This is a genomic window from Variovorax sp. Varisp53 (assembly GCF_059491555.1).
Genome location: NZ_CP168512.1, coordinates 4,590,182 through 4,611,624, shown reverse-complemented (window position 1 = coordinate 4,611,624; position 21,443 = coordinate 4,590,182). Strand labels below are relative to the sequence as shown.

The following is a 21,443-nucleotide window of genomic DNA, read 5'->3' as shown; positions in this document are numbered from 1 at the left end:
ACACGGAGCGAAGCGCAGTGAAAAGCCGGGGGGCCTTCATTTTTCGCAGTTCACCATCCACGCCACGCCGAACTTGTCGGTGAGCATGCCGAAGCCCTTGGCCCAGAACTGCGGGCCGTAGGGCATCGTGACCTTGCCGCCTTCGGCCAGCGCGTCGAACAGCTTCTTGCCTTCGTCCACGCTGTTCGCCTGCACCGAGAGCGAGAAACCCTTGTAGCCTTCGAAAGGCCACTCCGGCGGGGCGTCCGAGGCCATCAGCTTGTGGCCGCGGGCCTCGAGGGTGGCGTGCATGATCTTGTCCTTGTGGCTGGCCGGCGTCTGGGCGCCCATCGGGCTCTCGCCGAAGGTCATGCTGAAGGCGACCTTGCCGTCCAGCGCCTTGGCATAGAAGGCGAGCGCTTCGGCGGCATTGCCGTTGAATGTCAGATAGGCTTCCATCGTTTTCCCCTTCGAGGTGGGTGAGTGGGATCGCGATGCTACGCCCACCTAAAATCCCCCCATGCTTGACATCACCCTGCTCCGCAAAGACCTGGCCTCCGCCGTGGCCGGCCTCGAAAAACGCAAGAAGAACCAGCCGTACCTCGACGTGTCGGCGTTCACCGCGCTCGAGGCCGAGCGCAAGACGCTGCAAACCCGCACCGAGGAAATCCAGGCGCGCCGCAACACGCTGAACAAGCAGATCGGCCCGCTCAAGGCCAAGGGCGAATCGGTCGATGCGCTGATGGCCGAAGTCAACGCGCTCAAGGCCGAGCAGGAATCGCAGTCCAGGCGCCTCGAAGAGATCCAGCCCGCGCTGCATGCGCTGCTGCTCGCGGTGCCCAACCTGCCGCACGCCAGCGTGCCGGTGGGCGAAGACGAGGCCGGCAACGTCGAGATGCGCCGCTGGGCCCCGAAGGGCGGCGCCGGCGCCAGCGCCACGCTGCTGGGCTTCGCGCCCAAGGACCACGTCGACCTCGGCGCGCCGCTGGGCCTCGACTTCGAGATGGGCGCCAAGCTCTCGGGCTCACGCTTCTCCGTCATGAAGGGTCCGATCGCCCGCCTGCATCGCGCGCTCGCGCAGTTCATGGTCGACCTGCAGACCGAACAGCACGGCTATACCGAGTGCTACGTGCCCTACGTGGTCAACGCCGCCACGCTCAGCGGCACCGGCCAGCTGCCCAAGTTCGAAGGCGACCTGTTCGCCGCGAAGAAGGGCGGCCAGGACGGCGAGCCCGCGCCCGACCATTCGGCGCTGTACCTCATCCCGACCAGCGAAGTGCCGCTGACCAACTTCGTGCGCGACGAGGTCGTGCCCGAGGCGCAGCTGCCCATCAAGCTCACGGCCCATACGCCATGCTTCCGCTCCGAGGCCGGCAGCGCCGGGCGCGACACGCGCGGCATGATCCGCCAGCACCAGTTCGACAAGGTCGAGATGGTGCAGGTCGTGCATCCTGAGAAGAGCTACGACGCGCTCGAGCAGATGACCGACCACGCCGAAGCCGTGCTGCAGGCGCTGGAACTGCCGTACCGTGTGGTGCTGCTGTGCACCGGCGACATGGGCTTCACGGCCGCCAAGACCTACGACCTCGAGGTGTGGCTGCCGGCGCAGGACACCTACCGCGAGATCAGCTCGGTCTCGAACTGCGAAGCCTTCCAGGCGCGCCGTTTGCAGGCCCGTTTCAAGAACGCGCAGGGCAAGAACGAACTTGTGCACACCCTCAACGGCTCCGGCCTGGCGGTGGGCCGCGCGCTGGTAGCCGTGCTGGAAAACCACCAGAACGAAGACGGCTCCATCAACGTGCCCGCGGCGTTGCGTCCGTACCTCGGTGGGCTCGAAGTTTTGCGCGGCTGAGACGCGAGGCCTCGAAGACTCGTTTTTCTCGGCTATAATCTGAGGCTCGACAGCACCGGAGAGGTGGCAGAGTGGTCGAATGTACCTGACTCGAAATCAGGCGTACTAGCGATAGTACCGAGGGTTCGAATCCCTCCCTCTCCTCCAAGAAGTCAATAAACAAGCGCCTTTCGGGGCGCTTTTTTATTTTCTGAACCGTTGTTTCCATCCGCATTCTTCGCTGTTGGCAAAGAACGCCCAAAGGGCGCTCGGGGCGGAGACTAGGGCCGCTGCATGACTTCCCGTTGACTTCGCTGCCCGGTCCGAGCTGCCTTCCCCGGCTGTCGCCGTCGCGCAAGAGCCAGGTTGGCCGTGATCATGGCCGCGACCAGCGTGATCAGCCACGAGAAGTACACCCACAGCAAGAAGATCGGAAATGCCGCGAACGCCCCGTACAGCGCCTTGTAGGTCGGCACCTTGACGAGGTAGGTGGCGAAGCCCCGTTTGCCCAGCTCGAAAGCCGCGCTGGCGATCAAGCCGCCCGCGATGGCGTCGCGTAGCCGCACCTTCGTGTTCGGAACGAAATAGAACATGCTCGTCAGCGCGGTCACGCCGAGCACGAGCGGCCCGAGGTCGAGCACGAAGGCGAGCGATGGTGGCAAGGCGCCGATCAGACCCAGGGAAACGCCCAGCACGTACGACGTTGCCCACAGACTCAGACCCATCACGGGTGGCCCGACGGCCAACATCAGCAGGTACAGGCCGACCCTTCTGAAGAAGGGCCGATTCCTCCTCACTTCCCACATCTGGTTCAACGCGTTCTCCACGGTCAGCAACATCGCGACGGCGGTTCCCAGCAGGAAGAGCGAGCCGACCCAGGTCAGGCTGCTGGCATTAGCGGCGAACTGGTCCAGATACTTGAGGACCGTGCGCGCGATGTCTGGCGGCAGCAGCCTGCTCAGCAGGAACTCATGAATCGCGTCTTTGAATCGCTTGAAGATCGGGAATCGCGTGAACAGCGCGAAACTCGTCGCCAGCAAGGGCACGATGGACAGCAAGGTCGTGAATGTCAGGCTTCCGGCGACCTGGGGCAGGCGTTCTTTCCTGGCGCGGTGGATCGTCAGGCGGGTCAGAGTGAACATGTATCGCTGAAAGAGGAGGGGGCGGCTGGCTTCGCGGACGGACAAGCCGCTGCATGCGATTTTGAGGCCTGCAGCTGACGCCTTTCGGCAAGGCCCACCTTCGATGCGTCGTAGATCGAGGCATTCACTCAGCCGCCCCGCTGCCGGATCTTCGGCAAGCACGACAGCAGCGCCTTCACCTGCGGCGAATCGTCGGACTTGCGCCAGATGGCGACGGTCTCGACGATGGTCTTCTCGCCCTTCATGCTGGTAGTCCTCGTGAAGGCGCGCAGCATCGGCGGCAAGAATGAATAGGCCGGCAGGCTGATGAAGCCGAGCGGCAGCGAACCCATGAAGCACGCTTGCGCATGGTGTCGGCCGGCGGCCAGCACGGCGCGTGCGTCGCGGCGGCCCCGAAGCACTAAGCTTCTGCCCGGCCCGCACGTGACCTTCGAGGTCAGGCTCGAGGAATGGCTGCCGGCTTCCGGATCCCGAGTTCCTTTTTTCCCTTCAACCCAACGCACCACATCATGAGCACCACATCACCAGCCCGCATCGCCGTCGTCACCGGAGGCGCCCGCGGCATCGGCCGCGCCGTCGGCGAATGGTTTCTTCGCCACGGCTGCAAGGTCGCCTTGCTCGACTGCGACAGCGCAACGCTTGACAGCACGATCTCGGAGATCGCCCGCCCCGGCGATCTGCTCGGCATCCATTGCGACGTGTCCGATCCGGCGCAGGTCGACCGCGCCGTGGCGGCCGTCGTTGCAAAGTTCGGCCGCGTGGACGCGCTGGTCAACAACGCCGGTGTGGCCATCTTCAAGCCGGTGCTGGAAACCTCCTTCAAGGAATGGCGCACGGTGATGGCCACCAACCTCGATGGCGCCTTCCTCTGTACCCAGGCGTTCGGCGCGGTGATGGCCGGCAACGGCGGCGGTGCCATCGTCAACGTCGCCTCGATCTCCGGGCTGCGGGCCAGCACGCTGCGCGTGGCCTATGGCACCAGCAAGGCCGCGCTCATCCACATGACGAAGCAGCATGCGGTCGAACTCGGCGATGCCGGCGTGCGCGTGAACGTCATCGCCCCCGGCCCGGTAGAAACCGAAATGGCCAAGCTCGTGCACAGCGTGGCGATCCGCTCCGACTACTACGACGCGATTCCGCTGAACCGCTACGGCACCACCGAGGAGATGGCGAATGTCATCGGCTTCCTGTGCAGCCCCGAAGCGAGCTTCATCAACGGCCAGGTCGTGGCCGTCGACGGCGGCTTCGACGCGGCGGGCGTCGGCCTGCCAACCCTTCGCCGCCGCAAGGCCGAAGCCGGGGCGGAACTGCCAGGGGCCAAGGCATAACGAAACTGCCGTACATCATCGGCTGGGGCCACACGCGCTTCGGCAAGCTCACCAAGAACGACATTCGAACGCGCCTCGTCGAGCACGGAGAATCGCAGCCGGCCATGCACGGCTGAGCCACCGATCACAATTACGAACCACCAAGGAGACAAACCATGAGCATTTCCCGTCGCACCATTCTTCGCAGCGCCGCCGCGGCCGCCGTTGTCGCCGCCCCCGCGGGCAGCGCCTTCGCGCAAACCAAGGCCGAGTTCACCTACAAGTACGCGAACAACCTGCCGGTGACGCATCCGATGAACCTGCGCGCCAAGGAGATGGCCGATGCGATCCGCACCGAGACCAACGGCCGCGTCAACATCCAGATCTTCCCGAACAACCAGCTCGGCTCCGACACGGATGTGCTGAGCCAGCTGCGTTCGGGTGGCGTCGAGTTCTTCACCCTCTCGGGCTTGATCCTCTCGACGCTGGTGCCGGCGGCATCGATCAGCGGCGTCGGCTTTGCGTTCAAGGACTACCCGAGCGTGTGGAAGGCGATGGATGGCGAACTGGGCGCCTACATCCGCGCGCAGATCGCCAAGGCCGGCATCGTGCCGATGGAAAAGATCTGGGACAACGGCTTTCGCCAGATCACCTCGTCGTCCAGGCCCATCGCGACGCCCGCCGACCTGAAGGGCTTCAAGATCCGCGTGCCGGTGTCGCCGCTGTGGACCTCGATGTTCAAGGCCCTCGATGCGGCGCCGGCGTCGATCAACTTCGCCGAGGTCTATTCCGCGCTGCAGACGAAGATCGTCGACGGGCAGGAGAACCCGCTGGCCATCATCTCGACGGCCAAGCTCTTCGAGGTGCAGAAGTACTGCTCGCTGTCCAACCACATGTGGGACGGCTTCTGGTTCCTGGCCAACCGCCGCGCCTGGGAGAAGCTGCCGGCCGACCTGCGCGCCATCGTTGCCAAGCACATCGACGCGGCCGGCCTGAAGGAGCGCGACGACGTGGCGCAGCTCAACGCCGGGCTGCAGACGGAACTGGCCGGCAAGGGCCTGGCCTTCAACCAGCCGGATGCCGCCGCCTTCCGCGACCAGCTTCGCAAGGCCGGCTTCTATGGCGAATGGAAGGGCAAGTACGGCGACGAGGCATGGGCCCTCCTGGAACGCTCCGTCGGCAAGCTGGCATGAGCGCGATGAGCCCCACCGGCCACGGCGTGCAGGCGTCGCCGGCGGTGAGCCCCGCTTCGCCGGCGGCGCGCATCGACCGCGTTCTCGGGTTCATCGTCGAAGCGTCCGCCGGTGCGCTCGTGCTGGCGGACATCGCCGTGCTGCTGGCCGGCGTCGTGGCGCGCTTCGCGTTCCACAGGCCGCTGGTCTGGTCCGACGAACTCGCCTCGATGCTCTTCATCTGGCTGGCGATGCTCGGTGCCGTGGTCGCCCTGCGGCGCGGCGAGCACATGCGCATGACGGCGCTGGTCTCGCGCCAGGCGCCAGCGCGCCAGCAGTTGCTCGAGGCCATCAGCGTGTGCGCGTCGCTGGCCTTCCTCGCGATGGTGGCCTGGCCGGCGTGGGAATACGCCTCGGAGGAGCGCTTCATCACCACGCCGGCTCTCGAGATCTCGAATGCATGGCGCGCTGCGGCGCTGCCTTGCGGCATCGCCCTGATGATGCTGTTCTCGGTGCTGCGGCTGTTCAAGGAGGCCGACTGGCGCACGGGCACCAAGGCCTTCGCCGCCGTGGCCATCGTGATCGGCGCCTTCGCGCTGGGCCGCGGCGTCTTCGAAGACCTGGGGCGCTACAACCTGCTGATCTTCTTCGTGGGCGTGGTCGGGGCAAGCGTGTTCAGCGGCATTCCCATTGCCTTTGCGTTCGGCCTGGGGACCATCGGCTACCTGGCGCTGGGAACGGACACCGCGCTGCCGGTGATCATCGGCCGCATGGACGAGGGCATGTCGCACCTGATCCTGCTGGCCGTGCCCCTGTTCGTGTTCCTGGGGCTGCTCATCGAAATGACCGGCATGGCCAAGGCCATGATCGCCTTCCTCGCGGGCCTGCTGGGCCACGTGCGCGGCGGCCTGCAGTTCGTGCTGGTCGGGGCGATGTACCTCGTCTCCGGCATCTCGGGGTCGAAGGCCGCCGACATGGCCGCGGTGGCGCCGGCGCTCTTTCCGGAAATGAAGAAGCGCGGCGCCAGCGAGGGCGACCTGGTGGCGCTGCTCTCGGCCACCGGCGCGCAGACCGAGACCGTGCCGCCGAGCCTGGTGCTGATCACCATCGGATCGGTCACGGGCGTCTCGATTGCGGCGCTGTTCACCGGCGGGCTCCTGCCGGCCGTGGTGCTGGGGCTCACGCTGTGCGTCGTTGTCTGGCTGAGGGCGCGGGGCGAGGATCTCAGCCATGTGGAGCGCCCCTCGCGGCGGCAAGTGGCCAAGCTGGCGGCGATTGCAGTGCCGGCGCTGGCATTGCCCTTCATCATCCGCGCGGCTGTCGTCGAAGGCGTGGCCACGGCCACCGAGGTCTCGACCATCGGCATCGTCTATGCCGTGCTGTCGGGCCTGCTGGTGTACCGCCAGTTCGACTGGAAGCGCGTCGGGCCGATGCTGGTGGCGACGGCATCGCTGTCGGGCGCGATCCTGCTGATCATCGGCACCGCGACGGGAATGGCCTGGGGACTGACGCAGTCGGGCTTCTCCAGCTCGCTGGCGCAGGCCATGACCGGGCTGCCGGGTGGCGCGCCGATGTTCCTGGCCGTTTCGCTGGTCACCTTCGTGGTGCTCGGCTCGGTGCTCGAGGGCATCCCGGCCATCGTGCTGTTCGGCCCGCTGCTGTTCCCGATCGCCCGCCAGCTCGGCATCCACGAGGTGCACTACGCCATGGTCGTCGTGCTGTCGATGGGACTGGGGCTGTTCGCGCCGCCGCTGGGCGTGGGCTACTACGCGGCGTGCGCGATCGGGCGGGTGCATCCGGACAAGGGCATCCGGCCCATCGTCGGCTACATGCTTGCGCTGCTGGTCGGCACGGTGCTGGTCGCCGCGGTGCCGTGGCTCTCCATCGGGTTCCTTTGATGGAGCCTGCTCAAGGCGTCGCCGCGCGGCACTGGTAGCTCGACGCCTGCATGCGGTCGCCACCTGCGTAGTGCGGGTACGCGGGGTAGCGGCACATCGGTCGAGACGCCTGAACGGCAAACGGCGGCAGCGGCGCGTTGACCGTTTGCACCAGCGCGTCTGCGGGCGCAGCGCCCGTGCTCACCCATCGGTCCAGCGGATCCAGGAGGTCCACCATCGTCGGCACCGGCGCGCCGCCTCCGACCGCCCGGGAATTGCCGCTGTGTGTCGAGCCCGGTGAAACATACAGCCGCACGGATCTTTCCACGGCCGGTGCTCCCATGCGCGCCACGAGCGCACCGTGGTACTGGATTCCCATGAGGGGGCTCTGTGCGCGGTCGGCGGCGTTCTCGCGCACGATCAGCTTGCCGCCGCGAGCGAAGAATGCCGAAAGGTCCGGGTCGGTGGCGTCGATCATCGCGGAGGTCTTCTGGACCTGCGCCTGGAACTCCTGGGGACGATAGCGGCGCACGTCGTAGTCCTTGTCGCGGGCGACGGCGTAGCGGATCCAGTTGCTGCCGTAGATCCACTGCGTCGAATGGCGCGCCGCATCCGGAGGAGCAATGGGCGCCGCCGTGCCGGAGACCCAGCGCACCATGTTCAGGGCGGAGGGACCGTCGAGGCTGTCCTCATGGCCGTACAACCACTGCGGGTAGGTGGTGAGCCCGTTGGCGATGGGAAAGGGAAAAACATACGGCGAGTGGATGCCGCGGACCAGCCGCAGCTGCGCGTCCGACAGGCATTGCAAGCCTGCATCGCCGCCGCCGGGGCAGCGCAGCGCCTGCAGGTCGACGCGGGCCTGGCAAGCCATGTAGTTGTTGACGACGCCGTCGGCCAGCCCGTCGAGCGCGTCGCAGGCATCGGAGGTGGCTTTCGCGATCAGCGGGACCTTGCCGGCCTGGAGCCAGTCGTCGTGCTGCGGCACCTGGTTGCGCACGAATGCATGGAACAGGCCGGTCCAGTTGATGACGGGCACCACGCTGACGATGCCGTCGTAGTCGGCCGGGAACCGCTGCGCCATCATCATTCCTTCGCGCCCGCCCTCCGAGCCGCCGAAGTAGTACGTGCGCTGCGGCGGTCGTGCGTAGTAGGCGCGCATGAGGTCCACGGCCGCGTCCTTCACCTTCTTGTACGAAGCGAACGCGAAGTTCTCGAGCATCTCGTCGTTCAGCGCAAAGGCGCCTGGCTCGCCGGGAGGGAAGGCGCTCGCCTGGTGGCCCGAGTCCTGGCCAAAGGTCGCATAGCCCCGCGCGATGGGCAGCGGGTCGCCCGGCGCGGCGTCGCGCAAGGGCGCGAGGCCGGTGATCAACACGCCGTTGAAGCCACCGCCGCCGTATTGCAGGGCCTTTCCGTTCCATTCGGTCGGAAGGTTCAGCTGGAAGTTGATGACTTGCGCGGCAGGGTCACGCGATGCGATCGTGCCCGTGACCTTGCAGAACCGGGGAAGGGCCGGCACAAATGCACCGGCGTTGTCCGCTCCTGCCGTGGCGGGCGCCAGCACGGCGGAGGTGACCGAGGCCCTGCCGCTGGGCAAGCCGATGGCGCCCGGTTCGATGACATGGCGTGCCAGTGACGCACAGGAAGTTGCCAACTGCTCGGCGGTCGGCGGCACGGTGCCGCAAGCCGTCAGCGAGAGCCCGGCCGCGGCGAGGGCGGCGTGAGCGAAGGCACGGAGGGTGAAATGGGGCATCGTGTCTCCAGACACCGCTCTGCGGCGGCGCGGCGCCATCTTACGGTCGAAACTGCCGGCGGGCCGTGCGTTCGGCATGGCCCGCCACGGAGTTCACCGCTGCGCAGACACCTCGATCTCCACGCGGCGGTTCGGGGCGAGGCAGTCGATCAGGTCCGAGCGCCTCGTCTGCGCGCAATGCACCTTCGGCTCCGATTCGCCCTTGCCCTGCACCTGCACGGCCTGCGCCGGCACGCCGGCCTGCACCAGGTAGTCGCGCACGGTGTTGGCGCGCGCCAGCGAGAGCGCCTGGTTGTAGCTGTTGCTGCCGAGCCGGTCGGTATGCCCGGTCACCCTGATCGAGTCCACCGGCCTGGCGCTGTTCCTGAGGTCGCGTGCCAGTGCGTCCAGCTTGCGCCGTCCCTCGGGAAGCAGGTCGGCCAGCGAGCGGCCGTCGAAGCGGAACAGGCCGTCGGCGCCGAGCGTCGTCTTTGCAGGCAGAACCACCTGCTGGACGGTAGCGGCCGGCTTCGCCGCGGACATCGGCTTGAGCAGGTCCGCGCAGCCCGGTCCCTTCCAGTACATGCCGTCGGTCAGCACGTCTGCATTGAAGCGGACCATGTACTGGCAGGTGATGTATTCCGGGCCGGCGCCGGTGCGGAAGTGGAAGATGTAGTTCCACTCGCGCACGCCGCCCAGGCCTTCGCGAAAGTGCGGAAAGCCCAGCAGCTCGCGCACCTGGTCCTTGCCCATGCCGGTGCGCATGGCGCGCAGGGCCTCGGGGCTCGGAAAGGCGCCTTGCTGCCATTTGGCCGAGTCCAGCGCGGGGAAGTCCTCGTCCTTCGGCGGTGCCGGGTTCTCCGAAGCGGCCCTGGCCTGCATCTCCGGCGTGATGGTGTAGCTCGGGCTGGCGCAGCCGCCGGCCACGAGTGCCGCGAGGCAGAGTGCGGCGAGCGGTGCGGTACGGACCGTGAAGAAAGTCTTGGCTTGAAGAGGCTTGTTCATGATGGAGTTCGTCCAGTTCATCCGTATGGCGATCAGTTGAAGACCCATTCCGCGCCAACGGTGGCGCCCACCCCGGCACGGCTGGTGGCCACGCCGCCGGTGATGCTCCAGGCGTTGTTCTCGGAGGTGCGCCGGAAACTGATGCCCACCGCGCCCTGGCCCTTGAAGGAGCCCGCGCCGATGCGCATGACCGTCTTGCCCGGAACGTAGCTCGCAGGCATTTGCAGGGCCATGGCCGCGGCAACCCCGGCATAGGCGTTCTTCTCGACGTTGTCGATGCGGCTGTTGGTCGCATCGATGCGGTTGTTCAGGCCGCCGCTGACCGCGTTCAACTGGTTCACGTTGACGGCGTCGGTGCCCGCCACGCCCGGCGCCACGTTGTGCACCGTGACCGGGCCGGTGGCGTTGCTGCCGCCCATCGTCACGCTGTTGTGGTTGATCGTGCCGTCCGCGTTGCTGTCGTACTTGACCGCCGACTGGTCGATCGCAGCGACCGTGCCCTGTACACCCCGCAGCTGCGAGACGTTGACCGCATCGCTGTCGGCCGTGCCCGCGGCCACGCCGCTGATCTGCCGGAACTGGCCGCTGGCTGCATTGCCCACCGATACCGCCGCCAGCGTGCTGGTGGTCGCGCCGATGGCAATGCGCTGCGCGGCAGTGGCGGTGGGCGGGATGTAGCCGGCCACGCCCGCGGCGGTGGAGGCCACCGAGCCCGCGCCCAGCGCCACACCGCCGGCCTGCGTCACGCTGGTGCCCGCGCCCAGCGCCACGCCTTGCACGGCGGCGGCCGACGACTGCGTGCCCAGCGCGATGGAGTCGGCCATGTGCGAGGTCGCGCCCTGGCCGATCGCAATGCCGCCCGGCGCGCTTTGCTGCACCACCGCGCCGTTGCCGATGCCCACGCCGTTGTTGCCGTTGACCACCGTCTGCGGGCCCACGGCCACCGACTCCGCGCCGATGGCCAGCGAGTCCGCCGCGGCGGAGTTGGCGTGGAAGTACAGCGTCGGCGTCACCGCGAAGGACGTCAGCGCGCCCGACAGCTGCCGCACCGTGACCGCGTCCTGCGCTTGCGTGCCGTCGGCCACGTTGGTGATCTGGCGGTAGGTGGTTGCACTGCCGACCGACAGTGCGCCCAGCAGGGTGCGGTCGGTGGTGTTGTAGGAAATCAGCGAACTGCCGGCCGGAATGCTGCCGGTGGAAGGCGCGACCGCCCGGTCGGAGACGGCACCCGAACCGATGGCCACTGCACCGGCAACCGTTGCGCTCGCATCCTTGCCCGACGCGATGGCATCGGCACCCGTCGCACCGAGGTTGTCTTCGTTGCCGCCGCCGGTGGAGTTGACGCTGTAGTACCTGATCTTGTTGGCCGTGACCGTGGTGCTGAGGTTCTCGATCGACTGGTTGGTGGCGAACAGCTGCGAGCCGTTGATGGCATCGGTGCTGGTGCCGGAGATCCGACCGGCCGCCACGTTGGTGATGGTGCGTTCGGCACCGACCGTGCCCACGCTGACCGTGCCCACCGGGGTGGTGCCCTGGAAGTTGTAGGTCGTGCCGTTGATCGTCGTGCTTGCAGTCCCCACGGCAGCGGCCGTGGCCGAACCCGCGCCCAGCGCCACGCTGTTGGCGTCCGCGGCCGTGGCCCCCAGGCCGATGGCCACCGCCGAAGCGCCACCCGCCGCCGCGTTCTTGCCCGACGCGATGGCGTTGGTGCCGGTGGCGCCGAGGTTGTCTTCGTTGGTGCCGCCGGTGGAGTTGACGCTGTAGTACTTGGTCTTGTTGGTCGTGACCGTCGTGCTGAGGTCTTCGATCGACTGGTTGGTGGCGAACAGCTGCGAGCCGTTGATCGCATCGGTGCTGGTGTTGGAGATCCGGCCGGCGGCCACGTTGGTGATCGTGCGCTCTGCGCCCACCGCACCCACGCTCACCGTCGAAGTCGGCGTGGTGCCCTGGAAGTTGTAGGTCTTGCCGTTGATGGTCGCACTGGCCGTGCCGACGGCCGCCGTGGTGATCGAGCCGGAGCCCAGCGCCACATCGCCCGCACTGGCAGTCGCCGTCGCTGCATCGCCGATGGCCACGCTGCCGGCCTTGCCGGCCGTGGAGCCGTTGCCCAGTGCCACCGAGCCCTGGCCGATCGCCTTGTTGCCATTGCCGATGGCGACTGCACCGTTGGCCTGGTTGGCCGCGGTGGCCGAGGCCGTGCCGTCGCTGTTGGCGATGTTGTTGGCACCGCCGGTGAAGGCCCCGGTACCGCTGGCATAGCTCGGATCGCCGATGGCAACCGCCCCGTCGCCGTAGGCCGTGTTGCCCGAGCCGATCGAGATGGCCTTGCCGCCCGTGGCCTTCGCGTTCTTGCCGATGGCCACCGCCTCCGCCGAATCGGCCGTCGCAGTGCTGCCGATGGCGATGGTGTCCGCGGCGCTGGCGCGCGCGCCGTTGCCCATGGCAATACCGCTTGCACCCGCGGCCAGGGCGTTCACGCCGGCAGCCAGGGCATTGATGCCCGTGGCGCCGTCGTTCGCATAGTTCCCCTGCTGCGTGCCGTTGTCGTTCACGCTGTAGTAGTGGATCTTGGACGCATTCACCTGCGTGGTCAGCTGGGTCACGTTCACCGCATCGGTGGGCGCCACGCCGGGCGCCACGTTGGTGATGACCGTGTTGCCGGCATTGATGCCGGTATTGGTCACGCTCGGTCCGCCCGTGATCGTGAGGCCGTTGTTGTTCAGCACCGTGCCGCCGGTGGTCACGCTGGTGAAGTTGGGCGTTGCGCTGGTGGCGATCTGCACCTCCGAGCCGTTCTGCGTGATGGCGACGTTGTCTCCCGCCGTGTAGGTGGCGGTGCCGCCCGGTGCGATGTTCTGCACGCTGGTGCCCGTCGCCGTGCCCGTGCCCGTCCGGGCCGTGGTCATGTTCCAGCCCTTGCTGGCCGTGGAGCCGATGTTGGCCAGCTCGGCGTTGGTGGCGAACAGCTGGCTGCCGTTGATCGCGTCGGTGCTGGTACCGGAGATCCGGCCGGCCGCGACGTTGGTGATCGTGCGCTCGGCGCCCACTGCGCCCACGCTCACAGTGCTCGTCGCGGCGGTGCCCTGGAAGGTGTGGACCGTGCCGTTGACGGTCGCGCTAGGTGTGTTGACCACGGCCGCCGTGACCGAGCCCGAGCCCAGTGCCACGTCGCCCGCGTTGGTGCCCGCCGACGCGCCGGTGCCCAGTGCCACCCCGTTGACGACGCTGGCCGCGGCGCTATTGCCCATGGCCACGCTGCCGGTGGCTGCCTTGGTGGTGCTCGCGCCCACGCCCGCGGCGATGGAGTTGATGCCCAGTGCGCCGTCGTTGTTCACGTTGGCACCGGCCACCCCGTTGTCGTTCACGCTGTAGTACTTGGTCTTGCTGGCTGCCACCGTGCTGGTCAGCTGGGTCACGTTCACCGCATCGGTGGGTGCCACGCCGGGCGCCACGTTGGTGATCACCGTGTTGCCGGCATTGATGCCGGTGTTCGTCACGCTCGGCCCGCCCGTGATCGTGAGGCCGTTGTTGTTCAGCACGGTGCCGCCGGTGGTCACGCTGGTGAAGCTGGGTGTGGCGCTGGTGGCGATCTGCACCTCTGCACCGTTCTGCGTGATGGCGATGTTGTTGCCCGCCGTGTAGGTGGCGGTGCCGCCCGGGGCGATGTTCTGCACGCTGGTGCCGGTGACCGTGCCGGTGCCCGTCTGGCCTGTGGTCACGTTCCAGCCCTTGTTGGCCGTGGTGGCCACGTCGTCGATCGCGGCGTTGGTGGCGAACAGCTGGCTGCCGTTGATCGCGTCGGTGCTGGTGCCGGAGATTCGGCCGGCCGCGACGTTGGTGATGGTGCGCTCGGCGCCCACCGTGCCCACGCTCACCGTCGAAGCCGGCGTGGTGCCCTGGAAGTTGTAGGTCTTGCCGTTGATCACGGTGCTGGCCGTGCCGACCGCAGCGGCCGTCGCGGAGCCGGAGCCCAGTGCCACGCTGTTGGCGTTCGCAGCCGTCGCGCCCAGGCCGATGGCCACTGCCGAGTTCCCCGCCGCCGTCGCGTTCTTGCCCGATGCAATGGCATCGGTGCCCGTGGCGCCGAGGTTGTCCTCGTTGCCGCCGCCGGTGGAGTTCACGCTGTAGTACTTGGTCTTGTTGGCCGCCACCGTGCTGGTCAGCTGGGTCACGTTCACCGCATCGGTGGGCGCCACGCCGGGGGCCACGTTGGTGATGAAAGTGTTGCCGGCATTGATGCCGGTATTGGTCACGCTCGGCCCGCCCGTGATCGTGAGGCCGTTGTTGTTCAGCACCGTGCCGCCGGTGGTCACGCTGGTGAAGTTGGGCGTGGCGCTGGTGGCGATCTGCACCTCCGCACCGTTCTGCGTGATGGCGATGTTGTTGCCCGCCGTGTAGGTGGCGGTACCGCCCGGGGCGATGTTCTGCACGCTGGTGCCCGTGACTGTGCCGGTGCCCGTCTGGCCTGTGGTCACGTTCCAACCCTTGTTGGCCGTGGCGGCCACGTCATCGATCGCGGCGTTGGTGGCGAACAGCTGGCTGCCGTTGATCGCGTCGGTGCTGGTGCCGGAGATCCGGCCGGCCGCAACGTTGGTGATCGTGCGCTCGGCGCCCACCGCGCCCACGCTCACCGTCGAAGCTGGCGTGGTGCCCTGGAAGTTGTACGTCTTGCCGTTGATCACGGCGCTGGCCGTGCCGACGGCCGCAGTCGTGGTCGAGCCGGAGCCCAGTGCCACGTCGCCTGCATTGTTGGCGACCGAATTCGAGCCCAGCGCCACGCTGTCCGCCGCCTTGGCGCTGGCCGTGTCGCCCACGGCGACGCCGCCCGCAGCCGCGACGGACGAGGCATTGCCGAGCGCCGTGGCACGCGCTGCCGCGGCGTTCGCGCCGGGGCCGACGGCCGAGGCGTTCACGCCGGATGCGCTGGCAAATTCGCCGACCGCCAGGCTGTTGGTGGCGCTGGCGGTGGAGAAGGCGCCCACCGCCGTGGAGCCGCTGACGCCCGATGCCACGGCGTTGACGCCAATCGCGGTGCTGCTGACCGCCGACGCCTTGGTGCCGGTGCCGATCGCAATGGCGTCGCCGGCCGATGCGCTCGACTGAAAGCCCTGCGCCACGGACTGATCGCCCGAAGCCGACGCGGCGACGCCCGCTGCCAACGAATTCGCTCCGGTCGCGCCGTTGTTCGTGTAGTTCGCCTGCTGCGTGCCGCCGTCGTTCACGCTGTAGTAGTGGGTGGGCGTGCTGGCCGCGATGGCCTGCACCGCCTGGTTGGTGGCGTAGAGCTGCGAGCCGTTGATGGCATCGGTCGAACTCGACGAGATCCGCCCCGCCGCCACGTTGGTGATGGTCCGCTCGTTGCCCCCGCTGCCCACGCTGATCGTGCTGGTTGGCGTAGTGCCGGCGAAGTTGTAGGTGGTACCGCCGATCACCGCGCTGGCCGTGCCCACCGCAGCGGCCGTCACGGAGCCCGAGCCCAGCGCCACGTCCCTTGCATTGTTGGCAATGGCCGTATCGCCGAGGGCGACGGCGCCCGCCGCCAGCGCCTTGCTGGTGCTGCCGAGCGCGACGCTGCCCTGGCCGACCACGATGTTCTGGAAGCCGATGCCCACCGCGCCGCGCGCCGCCGTGCCGGCAGTGCCGACCGCCTGGCCGCCGCCGCCGACCATGTTGGTGTTGCCCATGGCCACGGAGCCGTCGCCCGTGGCTGTGTTGTCCAGGCCATTCGCAATCGCGCCGTTGCCGGTGGCGGTGTTCGGGTCGCCGATCGCCACGGCGCCATTGCCGTTGGCAACGTTGCCGGCGCCGATGGCCACTGCTCTGCCGCCGGTGGCCGTCGAGCCGGTGCCGATCGAGACTGCATCGCCGGAATTGGCGATCGCGCCGTTGCCCATGGCGATCGCATTGAGCGCCGAGGCCTTGGCGCTGCTGCCGATCGCGATCGCCTGCGCTGCAGTTGCACTGGCGAGCGCGCCCAGTGCGGTGGCGTTCTGGTCGGACGCCAGTGTGCCGAACCCCAACGCGGTTGCGCGTGCGACAGTCGCCGTGGCGTTGTTGCCCATTGCCACGGTGCCGTCGGCCGCGGCATTGGCCCCCGACCCTGCCGCGACCGAACCCACGCCACCCGAAACAGCCTGATTGCCCATGGCCAGCGAGAAGTCGGCCGAGGCATTGGCGAGGTTGCCGAGCGCTGCTGAACTGATGCCTGCCGCGTTGGCCCGTGTGCCGATGGCCGCGGAATCGGTGCCTCCCGCCTGAACTCCCCAGCCGCCGGCGAACGCACGCGCACCGGTGGCCGTCGAGCTGACGCCGACCGCGGTGGAGTTCGTGCCAGCGGCATTGGCGAAGGTGCCCAGGGCGCTGGCGCCGGCAGCAGTAGCTTGCGCGGCGGCGCCAAGCGCGACTGCGTTGGTGTTGCTCGCGACTGTGCCGGAGCCAAGCGCCACTGCTGCGGCGCCCGAAGCCGCGGCGTTCGGGCCGAGAGCTGCCGAATTCGCCGCGGTTGCTCTGCTCTGGAAGCCGAGGGCGGTAGTGTTGGTCTGGGATGCCGTCACGTCGGTGCCGATGGCAACGGCACCGACCCCTGTGGCCCCCGTGCCCGCAACCGTGCGCGAGCCGAGGTAGAGCGAATTCAGCTGGGTCGCGATCGACTGGAAGCCGATGGCAACGGCATTCTGGGCTGTCGCGGTGGCGGAAGTACCTTGGGCGACGGTATCCAATGCGGCCGCGTTCACCTGGTACCCCAGGGCGACGCTGCGCAATCCGGCCGCACTTGAGCCTGCGCCCAAGGAGACGGCGTTGGCCCCGCTGGCAACCGCAAGCGTGCCCATTGCAACGGCATTGCCGCCGCTGGCGGTCACGTCCGTGCCAATTCCGATGGCGCCGCCGGCGAGTGCACCTGTCGTGGGTCCGGTACGAGCGCCCAGATAGATGGAGTTGATGGCCGAGGAATAAGCCTGAAAGCCCAGGGAAATGGAATTCTGTCCGGAGCTCAGGGAGGCATATCCCACTGCGAGCCCGCCGAGCAATTGGGCTTGCGCGCTAGCACCCAGCGCGGTGGCTCCGATCCCCGATGCCGCGGCGCCAAAGCCCATGCATGAGGCGGTGCTGTTGTACGCGTTGTAAGGCGCTGGAGTGCAAGTCACCGACTGTGCCAGCGCCAGCGAAGACCACCCGATCCCGCCTAGCGCCAGCAGCGCGCTCACGATCCCGGCCCTCAAGTGTCCCGATGCGGGCGATGTCAGCGCGCCGGTCGCGCCGGCGGCCGCCACGGAACTCCCGCTGCGCTTGCCACAGGCCCGTGTGTTTTCCGACGCGGCGACCCAGGCGCCAAGGGATTCATTCCAGAGTGAGCGATAAGTTCTATTCATGACCCCATCCATCCAATTAAAAAAACAGTGATCGGTCCTAGGACCTTGTCCCTGCGCACTATTTGTTAGTTATTGCAAACAAATGTTAATTGGAGGGTGGGCGATTGCAATCTGCCTTGTCGCTTTTAGGAGGCAGTTTGTCGAATTGATTTAAATTTTCAAACGCAGATTATTTATTAATAGTAATAACAAGTTACTAAAGAATTGAATGTTTACCATGGAAACTTCCTTTGTCAATCGTAGATTTTGGTGGTAATGAATATCTGTTTCTCGCAGGAGAAAAGGAACCGATAGCTCTTTTTAGTGCATCGTTCTACTTGCGAGATATTTATGGAAACGATGTTCCATGGCAGTCATGCCGCTTGACAAGGCCCGCGATCGGCCTCGTGCGAAATTTGGAAGACCGTTCCGCCCCGGGGAGTCAACCGACCGGCGACCGGCGCGTCACCGCGCTCTGGAACTCTTCGACCGAGGCAAGCAGCGGCGATGCCTTCCAGCACACGAGTTGCACGCCTTCCTCCGGTTGCATGCGCTCCAGGCAGAGGGCGACGGCATGCGCGTTGTCCGGCTGGAGCTGCCAGAACTGCCAGCGCGCAGCTGAATCGTCGAGGTCGTCCTCGAAGCCGATTGCCACCTCATGCGCGCCTTCGAAACCGAAGGAGAACCGGTCCAGCGGAAGCGACAACCCCATGCCGCGCGCCTTGATGTAGCTTTCCTTGAGCGTCCAGAGATCCCAGAACCGGGAGGGCTGAAGCTCGGCCGGAAGCTGCTGCAGCGCCTGCGCCTCGTGGGCGGAAAAGAACTGCTGCGCAACCTCCAGCGGGGCGGCCCTGGCCGTGTGCTCGACGTCCACGCCCACTTCGCGCTCGACCGTCAGCGCCACCACGATGAGCGAGGCGCTGTGCGAAATGTTGAAGCGAAGACGCTGCGCCTGCGGCAGCGCATTGGCGATCCGCGGGCGCCCATAGGCGTTGGTTTCGAACCGCCAGTCGCGCGGCGCGATGGGTGCGTAGCGGGAGAGCAGCGAGCGGATCAGCCACCGCGTCATGAGGTACCGGCGCCTGTCGCGGGCGAAGTGGAAGCGCCCGTGCTTTTCGCGCTCCTCGGGCGTCAGCAGGGCCATGCCTTCTTCGTGGGCGGGGTCGTCCTGTTCGGGAACGTACAGGTGCCACAGGTGGACCTGGCGCGAGTCGATCTGCAGTTGCATTCGCAATTCTTGCTTGATTTTTCAACTCGTCCGGCGGGTTCTTCAGCTGGGCTTAAGGTGGCCCGCCCATACTGGTGTCGACGGTCTGCTGGCGTTGGTAGAGGTCGCTCAGGCACCCACCCATTGGGGGTGGTTCCTCGAGGCCGGCGATCGTCACATTTTCAGGAAAAGGCCCTTGGCACCGCTGGCTGGAACATTGAGCCGCGGCTCCCGGAGAACTATTCTTCGATCTGCCATGGCCCACAAATTCTCCGACTTCGATCTCCCCGAAGGCTGGACTTGCCAAGTGGACCTCAAGAAGGCCCCGGAAGGCACCTGCGCCGGCAAGGCCGAACTCCGCCAGGGGCGGGTGCAGCGCTGCGTGTTCGTGCTGGCGCAGCAGCCTTCGCGCGAAGCCGCGCTCGAACGGGTCAGGTTCCGTGCACGGTTTTTCGTGGACGAATGGATGACCCGCCCTGGGGGGCGTGATCCTCAGGCCTGACACGCCCGCGGAAAGGCGTTGTCCGTCAGCAATCCGCGCCTGCCGCTGGCGCACCCCGCCCGCGCGCGCGAAAAGACTCGGGCTCTTGCCAAAGACCTCCAAGCACCCCTCCGGACGGCTCCATGCCGACCGCCTCATCGGCGACTACGCGCTCATCGGCTCGACCCACAGCGCGGCGCTGGTGCACCGCGGCGGCGACATCGAATGGCTGTGCCTGCCGCGCTTCGATTCCGCGGCCATGTTCGCCAGCCTGCTCGGCGACGAGCGCAACGGGCACTGGACGATGCGTGCCAAGGACCGCAATGCGCGCATCACCCGGCGCTACCTGCCCGGCACCGTGGTGCTCGAGACCACGATCCGCACGGCCAAGGGCGTGGCCATCGTCACCGACTTCATGCCCCGCCCCGCCATCGACGGCACGCACGAGGTGGTGCGCATCGTGCGGGGCGTGCGCGGCATCGTCGCCATGCACACCGAGTTCCGCATCCGCTTCAACTACGGCGAGTGGTGCCCGTGGATGGAGCGGCGTGACGGCGCGGTGTTCGCCACCGCCGGGCCCGACTCGGTGCGCATCAGCTCCGGCGTGCCGCTGACCAACGAGAACTTCGCGAGCTTTGCCGACTTCTCCGTCTCGGCGGGGCAGTCGATCGCGTTCAGCCTCGACTGGTTTCCGTCGCACCTGAAGCCGCCGGTGACGCGCGACGCCAGCGCGCTGCTGGCGCGCACCGTGATCGAGTGGAGCGCATGGACCGGGCGCTGCGGCTACGGCGGCGAATTCCACGAGCCTGTGATGCGCTCGCTGCTCACGCTCAAGGCGCTCACCTACGAGCCCACCGGCGGCATCGTCGCCGCGCCGAGCACTTCGCTGCCCGAGCGGCCCGGCGGCGAGCGCAACTGGGACTACCGCTTCTGCTGGCTGCGCGACGCGGCGCTCACGCTCTACGCGCTGATTGGCTCGGGCTACGTCGAGGAGGCCAGCGCATGGCGCTGGTGGCTGATGCGGGCGGTGGGTGGCTCGCCCGAGGAGCTGCAGGTGATGTACGGCCTGCACGGCGAACGCTCGCTCACCGAGCTCGAGCTCGGCTGGCTGCCGGGCTACGAGAACAGCCGGCCGGTGCGCATCGGCAATGGCGCGCACGGACAGCGGCAGCTCGACGTGTACGGCTCGGTCATCGCGGCCTTCCATGCGGCGCGCAAGGCCGGGCTGGCGGACATGGACAAGGTGTGGCCGCTGGAGCGCGCCGTCGCGAAGCAGCTGACGGCGCTGTGGAAGGAGCCCGACTGCGGCCTCTGGGAAGTGCGCGGCGAGCCGCGCCACTTCGTGCACTCCAAGATCATGTGCTGGCTGGCCTTCGACCGGATGATCGCGAGCGCGACGGAATACGGGCTCGAAGGCCCTGTCGAGCGCTGGCGCGAGGTGCGCGACGAGATCCACGCCGAAGTCTGCGCACGCGGCTACGACGCCGGGCGCAATTCTTTCGTGCAGTTCTACGGCGCTGACACGGTGGACGCGGCGCTGCTGTGGATGCCGCTGATCGGCTTCCTGCCCATTCACGACGAGCGCGTGCAGGGCACCATCGCGCGCATCGAGAAGGAGCTGATCTTCAACGGGCTGGTGTACCGCTACCGCACCGAGAAGGGCGTGGACGGCCTCGAAGGCGGGGAGGGCGCTTTCCTCGCGTGCAGCTTCTGGTTGTCGAACGTGTACGTGGCCATGGGCAGGATGCGCAAGGCGCGGGCGCTGTTCAAGCGCCTGCTGGCGCTGGGCAACGACCTGGGCCTGTTCGCCGAGGAGTACGACCCCGTCGCACAGCGGCAGCTCGGCAATTTTCCGCAGGCGTTCTCGCACATCGGGCTGATCAACAGCGCGCATGCGCTGGTGTCGGCGGCCGGCGGCGTGTGGGAGTTGGCGGACCTCGACGGCAAGGCGCAGCCGAAGAAGCCAAACAAGACGGCGAGGAAGAAGACGCCGCTCAGGCGGCCGCGAGCGCGAACTCCTCGGCGCTGAACACGGTGTGGAAGACCGTGCCGTCGAACATCTCGAAGAGCTTCTTCGAGACCTCGCGGCTCTCGTAGCGCACGGGCGAATCGAGCGCGATGGCGATGTCCTCGCGGCTCGCATAGCGGATCGACAGCACCATTGCCAGTTCGGGATCGCTCACGTCGCTTTCGAGCTGGCGCAGCACGCGCACCTCGAGCGCGCCGGGGAAGCGGGTCCACAGCGGCACGAGCTTTTCGTGCACGTGGCGGTCGAATGCTTCTTCCATGCCGGCCTTGACCCGGCCCCTGAAAAACGCGCAGCGGATGAACATGGGTTTTCTTCTTTCCTGGTTGAAATCCGTG

General features: G+C 67.4%; 14 protein-coding genes, 1 tRNA gene and 1 pseudogene. 7 read left to right on the top strand and 9 right to left on the bottom strand.

What is annotated here, in order from left to right:
• Window positions 1-36: 36 nt before the first annotated feature.
• Window positions 37-438, bottom strand: coding sequence for a VOC family protein (locus tag ACEOAB_RS21505; RefSeq protein WP_007836081.1), 402 nt, complete (start codon window positions 436-438; stop codon window positions 37-39).
• Between the two features lie 61 nt (window positions 439-499).
• Here ACEOAB_RS21505 and serS point away from each other — a divergent pair, with 61 nt between their 5' ends.
• A complete protein-coding gene (gene serS, locus ACEOAB_RS21500; RefSeq protein WP_413749729.1) occupies window positions 500-1,831 on the top strand; it encodes a serine--tRNA ligase in 1,332 nt (443 codons plus the stop codon).
• Between the two features lie 57 nt (window positions 1,832-1,888).
• Window positions 1,889-1,978: transfer RNA gene (locus ACEOAB_RS21495), tRNA-Ser, on the top strand.
• 113 nt (window positions 1,979-2,091) lie between these two features.
• On the opposite strand, the gene ACEOAB_RS21490 is transcribed toward ACEOAB_RS21495, so the two are convergent.
• Both ACEOAB_RS21490 and ACEOAB_RS21485 read right to left on the bottom strand, forming a co-directional pair.
• On the bottom strand, window positions 2,092-2,952 hold the full coding sequence (locus ACEOAB_RS21490) for a YihY family inner membrane protein (RefSeq protein WP_413749730.1): 861 nt from the start codon (window positions 2,950-2,952) through the stop codon (window positions 2,092-2,094).
• Between the two features lie 128 nt (window positions 2,953-3,080).
• Window positions 3,081-3,284: a hypothetical protein gene (locus ACEOAB_RS21485; RefSeq protein ID WP_413749731.1), complete on the bottom strand. Its 204-nt coding sequence runs from the start codon at window positions 3,282-3,284 to the stop codon at window positions 3,081-3,083.
• 177 nt (window positions 3,285-3,461) lie between these two features.
• Between ACEOAB_RS21485 and ACEOAB_RS21480 the strand changes: the two genes are divergently transcribed.
• From ACEOAB_RS21480 to ACEOAB_RS21470, 3 genes are all read left to right on the top strand, one after another.
• Window positions 3,462-4,280, top strand: coding sequence for an SDR family NAD(P)-dependent oxidoreductase (locus tag ACEOAB_RS21480; protein WP_413749732.1), 819 nt, complete (start codon window positions 3,462-3,464; stop codon window positions 4,278-4,280).
• A 155-nt stretch (window positions 4,281-4,435) separates the two neighbouring features.
• Window positions 4,436-5,452, top strand: a complete 1,017-nt coding sequence (locus ACEOAB_RS21475; RefSeq protein ID WP_056593755.1) for a TRAP transporter substrate-binding protein — start codon at window positions 4,436-4,438, stop codon at window positions 5,450-5,452.
• A 5-nt stretch (window positions 5,453-5,457) separates the two neighbouring features.
• Window positions 5,458-7,329: a TRAP transporter large permease gene (locus ACEOAB_RS21470; RefSeq protein WP_413749734.1), complete on the top strand. Its 1,872-nt coding sequence runs from the start codon at window positions 5,458-5,460 to the stop codon at window positions 7,327-7,329.
• A gap of 10 nt (window positions 7,330-7,339) precedes the next feature.
• On the opposite strand, the gene ACEOAB_RS21465 is transcribed toward ACEOAB_RS21470, so the two are convergent.
• The 5 genes and pseudogenes from ACEOAB_RS21465 to ACEOAB_RS21445 all read right to left on the bottom strand — a co-directional run bounded on the left by ACEOAB_RS21465 (window position 7,340) and on the right by ACEOAB_RS21445 (window position 18,619).
• Window positions 7,340-9,058 carry a tannase/feruloyl esterase family alpha/beta hydrolase gene (locus ACEOAB_RS21465; RefSeq protein WP_082572081.1) on the bottom strand — a complete coding sequence of 573 codons (1,719 nt, stop codon included), beginning with the start codon at window positions 9,056-9,058 and terminating at the stop codon, window positions 7,340-7,342.
• A 93-nt stretch (window positions 9,059-9,151) separates the two neighbouring features.
• Window positions 9,152-10,042, bottom strand: a complete 891-nt coding sequence (locus ACEOAB_RS21460) for an OmpA family protein (RefSeq protein WP_235507969.1) — start codon at window positions 10,040-10,042, stop codon at window positions 9,152-9,154.
• Window positions 10,043-10,074: 32 nt separating this feature from the next.
• On the bottom strand, window positions 10,075-16,902 hold the full coding sequence (locus ACEOAB_RS21455) for an adhesin (protein ID WP_414930048.1): 6,828 nt from the start codon (window positions 16,900-16,902) through the stop codon (window positions 10,075-10,077).
• Between the two features lie 387 nt (window positions 16,903-17,289).
• Window positions 17,290-17,412 (bottom strand): annotated as a pseudogene (locus tag ACEOAB_RS21450) (ESPR domain-containing protein); the annotation flags it as partial.
• A gap of 421 nt (window positions 17,413-17,833) precedes the next feature.
• Window positions 17,834-18,619 (bottom strand): 4'-phosphopantetheinyl transferase family protein, encoded by a 786-nt coding sequence (locus ACEOAB_RS21445; RefSeq protein WP_056593743.1) that lies wholly within the window; start codon window positions 18,617-18,619, stop codon window positions 17,834-17,836.
• 235 nt (window positions 18,620-18,854) lie between these two features.
• Between ACEOAB_RS21445 and ACEOAB_RS21440 the strand changes: the two genes are divergently transcribed.
• Window positions 18,855-19,100, top strand: a complete 246-nt coding sequence (locus ACEOAB_RS21440; RefSeq protein WP_056593739.1) for a hypothetical protein — start codon at window positions 18,855-18,857, stop codon at window positions 19,098-19,100.
• Between the two features lie 85 nt (window positions 19,101-19,185).
• Window positions 19,186-21,108 carry a glycoside hydrolase family 15 protein gene (locus tag ACEOAB_RS21435; RefSeq protein WP_082572069.1) on the top strand — a complete coding sequence of 641 codons (1,923 nt, stop codon included), beginning with the start codon at window positions 19,186-19,188 and terminating at the stop codon, window positions 21,106-21,108.
• On the opposite strand, the gene ACEOAB_RS21430 is transcribed toward ACEOAB_RS21435, so the two are convergent.
• Complete coding sequence (locus tag ACEOAB_RS21430; protein ID WP_056512319.1) at window positions 21,074-21,412, bottom strand: EthD domain-containing protein; 339 nt, start codon at window positions 21,410-21,412, stop codon at window positions 21,074-21,076. The two genes, ACEOAB_RS21435 and ACEOAB_RS21430, sit on opposite strands and share 35 nt — an antisense overlap.
• Window positions 21,413-21,443: the final 31 nt, after the last annotated feature.